The organism is Lachnoclostridium phytofermentans (genome assembly GCF_000733755.1).
Lineage (GTDB): Bacteria > Bacillota > Clostridia > Lachnospirales > Lachnospiraceae > Lachnoclostridium > Lachnoclostridium phytofermentans_A.
The window spans coordinates 25,058-38,091 of sequence record NZ_JPOF01000001.1 but is presented as its reverse complement, the minus strand read 5'-3'; the positions used below and the strand labels follow the sequence as shown (position 1 = coordinate 38,091).

Genomic DNA, 13,034 nt, shown 5'->3' with positions numbered 1-13,034 from the left:
TATGGACATATTCCCGTAATAGTGCCGAAATATCAAGTCATTTATGACATTATCTCAGCTAAATACGGGGAGAAAGTTTTGCGATTTTTCTCCGTTATTTTGTTGAATTCATCCACAGAAATTAAACCCTTTTCCAGCATTGCTTTTACCAATTTCTGTGCCATGCAATATTTATAATCACCCTTTAACTGCTCCTCGGTCATACGGGATTTTATTGGTGCAGGGGAAAGTCCCGGTTCTGTAATCATCGTTACTACTCTGTTTTCATCTGCCATAAAAAACACCTCCTGCCTAATAGCCTTGGCAGGAGGTAAAATTGGACAGTTTCTCTAATCTTTTTTATAAAATTCCGTTTCGTAGCCATCGGCACGAAGGAGCAGTCCGTCTATCCACGGTGGAGTTCTTCCCATCTGCTCACATATAGCATCTACCGATACTCCTTTGCTACACTCAATAATAATCTCATCGTGAACATGACCACAGATAAAGCAATGACTCAAAGTACGAATGGCATACATCAAAATATCACGGCTGATAGCCTGCACAATATTCTCCACAAACTTGGGACCGTAACTTTCGATGCGTTCCCACTTTTTAGTAGCACCGACTCCTTCATAAGTTACTGATTCGCCACCGAATTTATTTTCTCCCATATGTGGTTTCACATAAGATAGTGACCTCCCAGATGGCAATTTAATAAATAGCATCCCACTTTTACATACAAAGCGAATACCGTGGGTTTCTGTACTGATTTTCTGTTTTACTGCTGTCTTTACAGCACGGTCAACATCCCACCAAAACTGCACTATCATTGGATTAGCACTACGCCACGCATCCACAAGTGGCTGCAGTTCTTCTTCGGAAAGTCCCATATCCAAAGCCCCCATAGATTTCAAAGCACCAACCGAACCACCATAACCGAGTGCCAATTCCGCAATCTTACCCTTTTGTCTGAGATGGCTATTTACACCGTGCTTTTCCACAGGAACATGAAACATCTGACTGGCTGATGCACAATAGATATCACCACCGTTAGCAAAAACTTCTGCTCTCCACATTTCGCCAGCAAGAAAACTAAGCACCCTTGCTTCAATAGCACTAAAGTCTGCGACCACAAATTTCATTCCATTCTTGGGTACAAAAGCTGTACGAATAAGTTGTGACAAGGTATCTGGAATATCATCATACAAAAGTTCCAACGCATCATAGTCATTTGCCTTTATAAGAGAGCGAGCCTCTTCCAAATCCGGCATATGGTTTTGTGGTAAATTCTGCAACTGTATCAGTCTGCCAGCCCATCTTCCTGACCTATTGGCACCGTAGAACTGGAACATCCCTCTGGCACGTCCGTCTTTACACACAGCATTTTCCATTGCCTGATATTTTTTCACAGAAGATTTTGCAAGCTGCTGCCTTAAGGTAAGCACCGAGCGTAATGGTTCATCAACAGTTTTTAGCAACCCAGCAACTGCTTTCTTATCAAGAGAATCCGTTTCTAAATCTCTATCTAATAACCACTGTTTCATCTGTTGTACAGAGTTAGGATTTTCAAGTCCTGTCAATTCTTTCATCTCTGCCATCAGATGATTTTTAGAACGTTCATCCGTAGCTATTGCATTTGTTACAACCTCCATATCAAGGGCAATGCCACGGTCATTGATTTCTTGGTCGAGGCAATATTCCTCCCAAATAAAATCGGGGACAGGGTAGTTGCTTAACTTTGACTGAATGGCCATTTCTACCTCAACATCACGCTTATTATATGAAAGAAACATCTGCCACTTGGCCATATCGTGATGAGGTAAATTTCTCTCCCTGCCGCCATTGGTTTTCGTTGGTTTACACGGAACACAAAAATAACGAATCAACTCTTTGCCTTCTTTTAATTTCTGCTCTGGTAATCCAAGCACAGCACCTGCTCCTGCAAGGGATAGTGGAAGACCCATATAGGCAGACCACACAAGAGAACATCTCCATGAGAATGGGGCAAGATAATTTCCAACACTATCCTCTGTGATACTGTAACTGTAAAAATGCTGTGGGTAATGTTTCTGCAAATAAGCTGACAAGCAGATTCGTTCAAACTGTGCATTAAAAGCCCATTTGATGACATTATCATCTGTCAGCGCTACTAAAATATCTGTTGGGATGCTTTCTCCCTGCACCAGATCCACTACTTGCACTTCGCCACCATTTACTGAATAACCAAATAACAGGATTTCGAATAGGGAAGACTCCACATATTTATAAACTCCACTTTTTTGTAAATCGACATCTGAAAAAGTTTCGATGTCGATGGATATTGTCTTAATTTGACTCATAACATTCCTCCATAATAAGGACAAAGACGGCAAAGATAATCCCTGCCGTCCCGCCATATCCTTACTTCAAATTTTTCATGCGTTCTTCGTGGTATTCACGGTCTCTTGCATCTCTTTCCAGTTCACGCTTTTCACGTCTTCTGTCATAAATGAAACTCTGAACACTTGAAATCACCATAGTAATTCCAAAGCATCCCCAAATAACAATCATTGCCATTGCAAACAAAATCTCAATCGTTGTCATAGTTTGTCACCATTCCTTCCTTATGCTAAAAAGTCATCATCGTTTTCTGTCGCAAAATCATCCTCTGCACGAGACTTACCACCCAAAGGTTCTCCATCCTTAACCTTCTGAAGATTATTAAGACCACAGGCAATGCCTTTATTACCATTGGAATTAAAAGCATAGAAATTGATGCTGGCACGTCCATAAACGCCACTGTATACTTCACTTCTGTCGATAATAGGCTGACGGTCTACATCTACAATGCCCGGTGCTACCGCGCTGTTTGCATTGATGAAATAACTGTCGGCATACGCAGGGTCATCCGGTCTTTCTGCATCTCCATCACGGAGTGGTGTCTTAAGTACAGAAAGTGCAGGAACGGATTTGCCGTTACCTTTCAATTTGCCCTGTCCTTCATCATAAGCCGCCTGAATAGCAGACTGAATCTTTTCTACCGTCTTGGTATCAGATTTAGGGATGATAAGACTTACACTATACTTCGGTGTACCTCCATTAATCGACTTAGGCTCCCACACATTTGCATAAGACCATCTTGTTTCAGGGCCTGTAATAACTTTCATTGGATTATTAATAATTGACATAAATTTTTCCTCCTTAATTTTCACTAAAATCTTCAATTGCTGTATTCATTGCCGAACGTTTATCACTCTCCGGCACGAGTGTTGGTTTGCCCTGTGGCTTATACACAAGACTTCCGAGTAATTCTTCAAACTTCTTTTTACCGAGAAGTTTCTGCATAGCAGTAATTCCTGCCACTTCCTTTTCATAAGGGTCAAATCCTGCATCCGATACAACTGCTGCCACCTTGGTTTCATCTGTATACTTACGATTAGAGCGACCTTCCACCACCTTAAATCCGGTGTATTTCGTTCCTGCAAGTGCCTGAGTCAGAGCATATTCTTTGACATCTTCTGCCCAAGCAGATAACTCATCCACCTTGGTAAGAATGACTGCAATTTCTTCTTCACTTAATGTTGCAGGCATTTCAAAGTCATATCTGGCAAGTTCCATATTGTATTCCATACGTTTGCGGCAGGTAGCTTTTACTTTGCAAAACTGACAATGCTCGCCAGCCTTAAATTCTCCTTCTCCCGCATAGGCCAATTTTGCCGTAGGAACAAGAACCGTTTCTGCCCACTGTATAAGTTCTGCTTTAGAAATGATAAAGGTACTGATGTTTTCCCTGCGTGGCTGATAGATAGTCATACTGACGGTATCCACATCGTAAATTCCATCAAACAACTCCAAGGCACCGAGAGCATAACACATCATCTGTGGATTGTTTTCTGCTGATACAAGAACACCCAGACCGTGCTTATAATCAATCACCGATACAGTTCCATCAGCAACGATAACGCAGTCACCAGTACCAAATCCCTCACATACATATTTAGAAAAATCCAATTTCTGTTCAATCAACACTACCGGGTCAGTGCAGATTTCCTTTGCTTTGGATAGCTGCTCTACTACAAAACCTGCATACCCATCCGCACACTCTTCCATTTCTTCATCATAGAAAGAAAGTGATTCTGTAGGGTCATCACAGTCCATACCGAGCATTTTCTTTAGCTTATACTCGCAAAGAATATGTGCATCCGTGCCTTGTCTGGCATATTCACTACCTTTATCTTCTCCATCTGCACAAAGTCGTGCTGACGGTGGGCAGGATAACCATCTATGGCTACTGGATGCAGAAAGCAATGCGTGTTTTCCCATATCACAGCACCTCCGCCTCGGCTACAAGTGCCGCATATTTTGATGGGTCAATTTCAGACAATTTATCTGCTCCATACTTAATAAGGAGTTCTTTGACTTTTGCTGTATGACCGTTACGGGATTTTTCTGCCAGTACCTTGCGAACATCTGTAATTGACAATGCTTTTTCCTGTTTTACTTCCTGTTCTTTAGTTGGCTCTTGTTTTTCTTCTGTGACATCCGAACTAAACATTTGTGTCAATGTTTCAGATATTCCAATAAGGATTTCTCCACAACGCTTTAACTCTGTAAGTTCTGCTGCCAGTTCGCTCATTTTACTCATGAATTTGTCCTCCTTCCTTGATTTGTGCAATGGCCAATTCCGAAACGGTGTCACCCGGCACGATGATGGTCAGTTTCTGCTTGTCACCAAGGAGAAAACGCAAGAGGCGTTCTCGCACGGTAACATTGCGGCAACTGACAACACCTTCCTTCTTTGGCTCTTTGGAAACACTGATTTTTAAATTGTGTTTCATATCCGTCACCTCTTTCCGAGGGTTTCTTTTCTTGTGACCCTCTACCTATTAGCCTTGGGAGAAGGACAGATTGGACAGCTTTCTAAAAAATTTCAAAAAAATAATGCCCGTCGGAGAAATAAATCTCTAACGGGCATTACAATCACATATTCAATTACAGTCTCTTTGCATAATCAAGGGAAATCCAACCATTACGGTTTTTAGCATAGGATTTCAAAAGTCCCCACTTGGTAGCACCTGAACCATCAGCCTCTTCTACAATCGTAAATACACCTTTGCCTGTGTACTGACCAACCTTGCCAAAGTTTGTACCCGGTCCTTTACGGATATTTAAGTTTGTAATGCTGACACGAACACGGTATGGTTCAAATTTTGTTACCGTTTCTTCCTTTTCCTCCGTTTTGTTATTGGAAGGGGAATAGACTACTTTACCATCATCAGAGAAGACAGAATAACCACTATTTTCATCTGCTTTCGCTTTTGCATTAGAAAGAACACGATATGCTCCAAGCTGTGACTTCTTATCACTCCAAGTCTTACGCACTCTGTAATAACCGGAAGTCAACTTTTCAGGATATGAGATATCTTCTTCATTATCAGAAGGTGTATCTGTACCCATTGCGTTTTTCACAGCTTTTCGGAATCCGTTCATTGTATATCCCATATTAAGCTGTTTCCATAAATGCTCTGGGTCACCGTGATTAGATGCAATTCCTCTCTTATGTCCTTCTGCATGACTTACAATTACACCATCTGCAAGAGGGTCAAGATTATAGGTATCACAGAGCATTGCAAATAACTCAACAGCTGCCTCATAAGTGCGTTTTGCCACTGCCTTTGCCGTAGTAATATCAGAGCAAGTAAATGTAGAACCACCTGTATATTTAATGCAGGCAGGCTCACACATTTCTACACCGATATGCGTATTATTGGAAGAACCACCACCGTGCCAACCGCGATGATTCCACGGCAATGTCTGATATACAGTCCCATCATTTCCATCAATAAAGCCGTGTACACAAGCTCTATCATAATCAGCACTATTCCAGTTCTTAATAAAAACTGCTGCACTTGGCTGTGGACATCCAACCGAATGCAGCATAAGACCTTTTACTGTAATCTTCTTTCCTGCCTTATAGCAAGGGTTCTTTGTAAGAATCGATTCTACTAACTTCATACTATTTATCCTCACTTTCCGTATTTTCTGCTCTGTCATGCAACTGTTCCAATACATCCTTTAATTTTTCAGGAATAGGCAAGCCAATGTGTGCTGCATTTTCCAAAAGAGATACACCTTCATTGGAAAGATAAAAGAAAATAACTGCCGTTCTCAGTACAGAGCCAGAGCCGATAACCTGAACATCAATGATGTTTGCAATGCCAACAAGGGTAAAAATCAGTACCTTACGGCAGATACCCTTAAAACCAACAGCACTTGATAGGTTTTTATCTGCAATGGCACACATAACACCCGTGATATAATCCACAACTGTGAATGCAATCAGAGCATACAAAAGTCCATCGCAGCCACCCAAAAAGTATCCAAGCCATCCCCCGATGGCAGTAAAAATAAGTTGAATTGTTGACCAAAATTCCTTCATAATGAAAATCCTCCATTTCTTATTTTTTGTATTAAAAAACGGCTGCCCTAAAGGACAACCGTTCAAATAAAGTGTTTAATTCTCGCTCGGACGCTCATCGTGGATATTTCCGATTTTGGCCATATAATAAACTTGTCTAAGTGTTTTCGGAAATAATACATCCGGATTATGAATGATGAGATAGAGCCATGCCGAGGATACTACGCTTTCCCATACATGAAACTCCCACGGCAGCATTCCGTAGGTAGCCGTAGTATAGATTACTCCGCCCGTACTGCCATCGCAATTTTGCAGATTAATACACTCGTCCACATAGATTCTCGCTTCATCCCAATGACCCAACATCAAAGCAAGTGCCGCATATCCGAGTGTGCCTTCTGTCCATACCAGATCCGGCGCACCTGTGTAATCTGCGGTTCTGTCACTGTATGGCTTGAATCCCGAAAAGGTATCCGAACTGGAGTATGTCATATTGTAGTAATCAGATTCTGAACTCTTAACGATGCTCTTGCCTGTAGTAAGATATACCTCCTTGGCCGTTGCAAGGCAGTCCTTTGCTGTTCCGTCATGCACAATGGAAAATGCCAACATTCCTGCCCAAGTGGTACAGTCGAGTGCCCACGCTTCATCCGGCTTACCACTGTTTATTCCTTGGTAGAAACGGCAGTTGTTCTTGTCATAGCAGGTAAGGTATAATCTCTCACGCACCAGTTCTGCAGCTTTCTTATATTTCATATCCTTGAAAACCAATGCACAGCCTTCGATAGCTTGCAAAGCAGAGCATTGATGCTCCACAGAACACCATTCCATCTCATCTGCAGTATAGGAATAATCCTCCATATGGTAGGTACCGTAACCACCTGTGATAAGACCATAACGCATATCATCTTTATCATTAATCTGCTTTGACAGTATCCAGTTTCCGGCTTTCTCTATCATGTCCACATAGGAACGGTCTCCACTTTCCAAAGTGTAATAACAAGCACCCCACACAAGCCATCCCATTGCTCCAGTTCGCACATATCCATCAAAAATCTGACCGATGTAGATGTCATAGGAGAAATTGAAACTACCGTCTGTATTTTGTTCATAGACCATACGATTAAGCATCTCTTTGCAGAGGTCATAATCTCCACTTGTAGTAAACACTAAAAGGGCAAGTCCCACATCGTATGCCCACGTTCTGGAATTCAAGAGATATCCATATACACCGAGGGCACTGGAACCATCCTTGTTATACTGCGGGTCATCCGCCGGAATGAAAAAAGATGCCGGAAGTCTACCTGTTTGCAGGTTGGTAATAGACCCAGCAATACCAACCACATCATAGTGAAAATTGCCTTCTCGCCAGACCTGTTGTAAAAGTTTTGCAATTTTATGCCCGACTGCCACATGATTGGTATACCAGACATAAATCCCGCCGCCGACATTCCATATTTTACAGATGGCATTGGTGTATTCTGCATCCGAATAACTGTAAAGACCAATCGTAAAGAAACTGAAATATCGGTAGGCATAACCACCGTCTTCTGCAGATATTTCTTCCGTGGCATCATACACAAGACGTTCCACAATCAAATCGGAGCTTGTACTTATGGTTTCCCATCGGCTACTTAGATTTCTGGCAAGACGGAATTCTTTGATGCCTTCATCAACAGATACATCTAGTGTGTAGGTAACCACTTCCTCCGTTGTTTCTCCTGTTGCTAATCCCTCAGCGTCCAAGACCGGAACCGTATAGGTTTCCTTATAATCCATCGTGGATTCCCACGTTCCATCCGCTTTCAAAGGGCAGGTAATTACCTTGTACTCTGCATCCTGCAGAACATAAACATTGACAGCATAGTCGGTGTAATCCGTAACATCATGCCACGTTCCGGATACTTTTCCTCTATAGGAATAATCATAGTAACTCGGCACATTGATGTATAGGGGAAAGATCTGGTCAAGGTCATCGTTTAGACCCGTCACCGTTCCGTAGATTACATTTCCGCTATACGCATCCTCATAGGGCATGGCAAAGTTTATCTGATACACGAAATTATTAACATCCATCTGCCTTTTGATAAAAGCAATGGCTTTCTCTGTTGCCTCCGTATATTTTGCATCATTAAATGCCTCATGCATATAAACATCTCCTCCTATGCCTCATCAGATATCGTACAATAAAATACCACAACCGTTGTAGTTGTTGACTGCACACCGGATAAGGTAGCACCAACATAAGAACCGAAAGCACTTCCGTCTTTTCTGTTTAATGTGATAGTGCCTTCGCTGCCGTCATCCGTATGAATGTGATAATAAGGACGGTCCAGATATGCATGGGTAAAATAAAAAGTTCCATTCCCAATTAGTTCTCCAAATTCAACAGTGTATTTTGCCGTACTCTCGGTAATATCCTGAACCATACTGATGTAGTCATATAAGGAATCATTTAGTGTTGGGATATAGGCACCGATGGTAATTCTCACTTCTTTACGATTGAACGGATTCCAGTCCATACCTACGATTCGACTTTCTGTTTCGATTTCCATCGGCTTAAACGCTACAATCAATTCATCACCAAGTTCAAGAGTACCTTTCTTATACAGTGAAATCTCATAATTTGTTGTGTTATCCGCAACACTGTAGGAAAAACTGATATCCTGTACTGCTGCCTTTTTTAAGATATCTATCGGAGTTTCATTTCCTACATGACTGCGAATGCCAATGGTATAGCCGTAATATTCAATTTCTCCATCTGCTAGTGCCAAAAGCTGCATGATAGCGGCACGACGGGTACATTCCTTGTTGATACGCAAAGTAACTTCCGTTTCAATATCAACCGTACCAACCGTAAAAGGAGTCCCTTTCAGCAAGGTCTTCAGTATGCTTTTTACCGTGCCTGACTGGTCGAATGCAGCCACCTTGTATTCGTCATTGTTCAGGATGTAAGTGATATGCTCACCGATAAACTGCGTATAGCAGATGCCTCCGGAAATGTTCTTTTTCAGACCGTTGATATAAAATACAAGTCCCTCCACCTCAAGACGGCTGTTGACATCCACATGTCCTTCCGTATTTCTTGTAAGAAGGCTTACATCAATCGTGCATTCTCCACTCAGTTTCTGTACGATGCTGCAGGAGTTCACAGCACGATAAGTTTTAATCAGTTCTCCGGACGAGCCGTCTGCGACAGCTTCATAGAACTTTAATTCCGGTCTTGGTGGTATCTCACGGTATATCGGATTTATTGTGCGGTCAGAGTTAACACTGAAAAACGATGCGCTCCAACTGATAAATATCTTTCCGGATATTTTTTCCGGTGTCGGGGGAACTGCATCACCATCTGGTTCAACATACTGAATGGAAACAGCCTCCGTGCCGTCAGCATTCATAAAAGTAACCACAAAAAGTGACTGATATACCGGACGCACGGTCATATCTTCCATGACCTTTGTAATATCAGCATTCCACCCAACAAAGACCTTATCCTCGAACACTTCCGTGGTAGGGGCAAGAGGAGTGGCATCTCCTCCTGCCTCCACATCCGCCGTTCCAAGAAGGTCTGTGCCTGCGTAATTTAAAAACCGAACGGTGTAATAAGTCACACCATCAACAAAATAAGACATAAAAGACCTCCTTTCTTATGCCGTACCAAGGTTACGAATAGATGCTCGTCCTTGGCTGTACTGAATTTGTGAAACAATCGTCGTTATGGTTTTACCGTCAATCATAATCGGCTGATTCAAGCTAAAACTTGCTGAATTGTTCCCAAAGACGGAAACCGTCTGCCCATTGACCCTGTATCCCACATCGGTTGAAAAATCAAAGTCTGTTGGCAGGCTTGTCTGTATATCTGATGCCAGACCATGCATGACACCGTTGATATCATTCGCCATGCCCTCAGCGGCCACAACAGCATCCTTACCGTTGGCATTGATTGCACCTGCAAGACCTTCCACAAGCATCTCACCAACCCATCCCATTTCCTTAGAAGGAGATGCGATACCGAAGAAGTCGCAGATACCATCCCAAATGGACGAAACCCAACCGGATACCTTGTCCCAAAGCCACGATGCAAGGGACTGGATACCATTCCAAAGTCCCCGCACAAGGTTCGCACCCACATCAGCAAGTTGAGATACACCCTGTCTGAATGCAGATACAAGACCTGCTATAATCTGTGGCACGGCTTTTACGATTTCTACGATGATGGTCGGAAGATTCGTAATGAGAGCTGTCAGCAACTGCACACCTGCCATGATGATTTGAGGAATATTGCCAAGCACTGCATTTACAATTCCCATAATAATTTCCGGGATTGCCGCTACAATTGCCGTGATGATATCTGGCAAAGCCAATACCAAAGAGGTCAAAAGTTGAATGCCTGCTTCGATGATTTGTGGAATCGAACTGATGAGAAATTCCACAATGGCTATGATAATAGACGGCAGTGCCTCTATTAGCATTGGAATTGCAGTAAGAAGTCCCTGTGCAAGACCCATAATAAGCTGTAAGGCTGCATCTAAAATCAAAGGCAGATTTTCAATCAATCCCTGCACTATCGTTACAATAGCTTGTACTGCTGCCGGAATAAGCTGTGGCAGAGCCGTACCAATACCTTCTACCAATGCAACCACCAACTGAACTGCCGCCTCTACGAGCAACGGCAAGTTATCAATCAAAGCCTGCACAATTGTCATAATGGCATCAACAGCGGCTGGGATTAACTGAGGTAGTAATGTCAGTATCGTATTTAACAACTGCGAAAATAGTTCTGTTACAGTTTCCAATAAAGTAGGCAAAAGGTCTGCAATCGCTGTCAAGAGTGCATCTGTTACGGTTGGCAGAACTTTTACCATATTTTCAATGACGGGCGTTACATTTCGGATTACATTTTGAAGTGCATCCACCATGTTCTGACAAAGCATATTCATATCAGCATCGGCATCACCAAAACCTACAAGCATATTCTGTAATGCCGCCTGCAATGAATTAATAGAACCGGAAATGGTATGTTCCGCCTCGGCTGCTGTTGCACCTGCCACACCCATACTGTCCTGAATAACATGGATAGCCTCTACCACATCAGCGTAAGAACTGATGTCATACTCAATACCAGAGATTGCCTGTGCATCTGCAAGCAAACGCTCCATCTCCGTTTTAGTGCCTCCGTAACCAAGTTTAAGGTTATCCAGCATCGTATAATTCTGTTTCGCAAAACCCTGATAAGCATTTTGAATAAGGGAAATGTCGGTACCCATCTTATTGGCATTATCCGCCATATCCGTAATGGCCATATCTGCATACTTTACAGCCGCCTCAGTATCTCCACCAAGTGACTGGATAAGAGATGCAGAAAATGATGTAACAGTTTCCATATAGTCATTGGCAGACATACCAGCCGTTTTATAGGCATTAGCAGCATAGGTCTGTAATTCCTGCGAGGACTCCTTAAAAAGAGTATCTACACCACCAACTAACTGTTCATAATCGGCATAGGCAGCAATGACTTCTTTTCCAAGGGATACAGCCGCTGCACCTGCTGCCACTGCGACAGCACCCATAGCTGCTCCGATGCCCTTTAGAACACCACCTAATTTTTCAAATTTCCCTGAAGATTTATCAGCTGAATCTGCTGCATCATCGATTTCTTCTCCCATATCATCTGCACTGTCAGAAACATCATCCATTTCTCGTTCTGCCTCATCAAGTGCAGTATTATTACGGTCGAGTTCTCTCTCCATATCGTTTAAGGCTGCTGTGGCATTATTAAGTTGTATCTGCCAGTTCTGTGTACGGCGGTCATTTTCTCCAAAAGACTCAGCTGCATTGGAAAGTGCAGACCTTAATGTTTCAATTTTCTGCCTCTGTGCCTCAATCTCTTTATTCAGCACTTGGTTTCTTGCAGTCAGAGCCTGTACGGAATTATCATTTTTATCAAACTGAGAGGACACAACCTTCATTTCCGAACCGAGAACCTTAAAGGACTGGTTGATTTCGGACAAGGCTTTCTTGAATTCTTTTTCGCCTTCAAGACCAATCTTCAGACCAAAATTATCCGCCATCAAACCACCTCCTTAGATTCCATCTGGGATAATATCATCGATATACATTTCTCTCTTTGGCTTTGCCATATTGTGATACTGTTTATGGCACTCCCAAAGGTCAAGCAATAAACCAAACGGCATCAACCATACCTCATCCTGTGACAGATGAAGATGGGCGATGCCGTAATATAAAAGTCGAGTAAATAACTCTTCGTCACTTACTCGACCACTGCGTTTTTTGAATTATCCTCACTTACCACATTTCGCTTGGTTCCCTTATACAGAGCCTGTGTGATTGCCACCTTATAATTGGCAAGGTCAAGAGGTGAGGTAAGAAGTTCTACCAAATCCTCTGAAAGCAGGTCACGCTGATTATCTTTATTTTTAAGGTTATGGATGAGAATTGACTGATTTGCCATAAGCGTAATCAGCCAGACAATTTCTCCGATAGCCATCTCAAAATTTTCACTCTTCATCAGTTTCTCACCCAAGTTCTCAAGACCACCATATCGACCTGCAATTTCCTTGGTAGCTTTTGTGGTAAGAATAAGTTCATACTCCTCACCACCAATTGTAATGTTTGCACTGCGTTCCTTATCCAT

At 42.4% G+C, this 13,034-nt stretch carries 13 protein-coding genes; all 13 read right to left on the bottom strand.

The features are described from left to right. Nucleotides 1-41: 41 nt before the first annotated feature. The 13 genes from CC92_RS0100245 to CC92_RS0100180 all read right to left on the bottom strand — a co-directional run bounded on the left by CC92_RS0100245 (nt 42) and on the right by CC92_RS0100180 (nt 13,034). On the bottom strand, nt 42-275 hold the full coding sequence (locus CC92_RS0100245; protein WP_155998321.1) for an SHOCT domain-containing protein: 234 nt from the start codon (nt 273-275) through the stop codon (nt 42-44). 54 nt (nt 276-329) lie between these two features. After that, nucleotides 330-2,321, bottom strand: a complete 1,992-nt coding sequence (locus CC92_RS0100240) for a DNA polymerase (RefSeq protein WP_029502398.1) — start codon at nt 2,319-2,321, stop codon at nt 330-332. A gap of 61 nt (nt 2,322-2,382) precedes the next feature. Beyond that, entirely contained in the window at nt 2,383-2,565 is a 183-nt protein-coding gene (locus CC92_RS0100235; protein WP_029502399.1) for a hypothetical protein, read from the bottom strand. Nucleotides 2,566-2,585: 20 nt separating this feature from the next. Beyond that, nucleotides 2,586-3,149, bottom strand: a complete 564-nt coding sequence (locus tag CC92_RS0100230) for a DUF2815 family protein (RefSeq protein WP_029502400.1) — start codon at nt 3,147-3,149, stop codon at nt 2,586-2,588. A 13-nt stretch (nt 3,150-3,162) separates the two neighbouring features. Then, on the bottom strand, nt 3,163-4,284 hold the full coding sequence (locus CC92_RS0100225; RefSeq protein ID WP_029502401.1) for a DUF2800 domain-containing protein: 1,122 nt from the start codon (nt 4,282-4,284) through the stop codon (nt 3,163-3,165). Between the two features lies 1 nt (nt 4,285). Beyond that, entirely contained in the window at nt 4,286-4,606 is a 321-nt protein-coding gene (locus CC92_RS0100220) for a hypothetical protein (RefSeq protein WP_029502402.1), read from the bottom strand. Continuing rightward, nucleotides 4,599-4,799, bottom strand: coding sequence for a hypothetical protein (locus tag CC92_RS0100215; protein WP_029502403.1), 201 nt, complete (start codon nt 4,797-4,799; stop codon nt 4,599-4,601). Before CC92_RS0100215 ends, CC92_RS0100220 begins: the two co-directional genes overlap by 8 nt. Before the next feature lie 154 nt (nt 4,800-4,953). Continuing rightward, a complete protein-coding gene (locus CC92_RS0100210; RefSeq protein WP_029502404.1) occupies nt 4,954-5,976 on the bottom strand; it encodes an N-acetylmuramoyl-L-alanine amidase in 1,023 nt (340 codons plus the stop codon). 1 nt (nt 5,977) lies between these two features. After that, on the bottom strand, nt 5,978-6,400 hold the full coding sequence (locus tag CC92_RS0100205) for a phage holin family protein (RefSeq protein WP_029502405.1): 423 nt from the start codon (nt 6,398-6,400) through the stop codon (nt 5,978-5,980). 75 nt (nt 6,401-6,475) lie between these two features. Continuing rightward, nucleotides 6,476-8,527: a hypothetical protein gene (locus CC92_RS0100200; RefSeq protein WP_029502406.1), complete on the bottom strand. Its 2,052-nt coding sequence runs from the start codon at nt 8,525-8,527 to the stop codon at nt 6,476-6,478. A 14-nt stretch (nt 8,528-8,541) separates the two neighbouring features. Beyond that, nucleotides 8,542-10,011, bottom strand: coding sequence for a phage tail protein (locus CC92_RS0100195; protein WP_029502407.1), 1,470 nt, complete (start codon nt 10,009-10,011; stop codon nt 8,542-8,544). A 15-nt stretch (nt 10,012-10,026) separates the two neighbouring features. After that, nucleotides 10,027-12,450, bottom strand: coding sequence for a phage tail protein (locus CC92_RS20620; RefSeq protein ID WP_420358854.1), 2,424 nt, complete (start codon nt 12,448-12,450; stop codon nt 10,027-10,029). A 200-nt stretch (nt 12,451-12,650) separates the two neighbouring features. Then, a complete protein-coding gene (locus CC92_RS0100180) occupies nt 12,651-13,034 on the bottom strand; it encodes a hypothetical protein (protein ID WP_029502409.1) in 384 nt (127 codons plus the stop codon).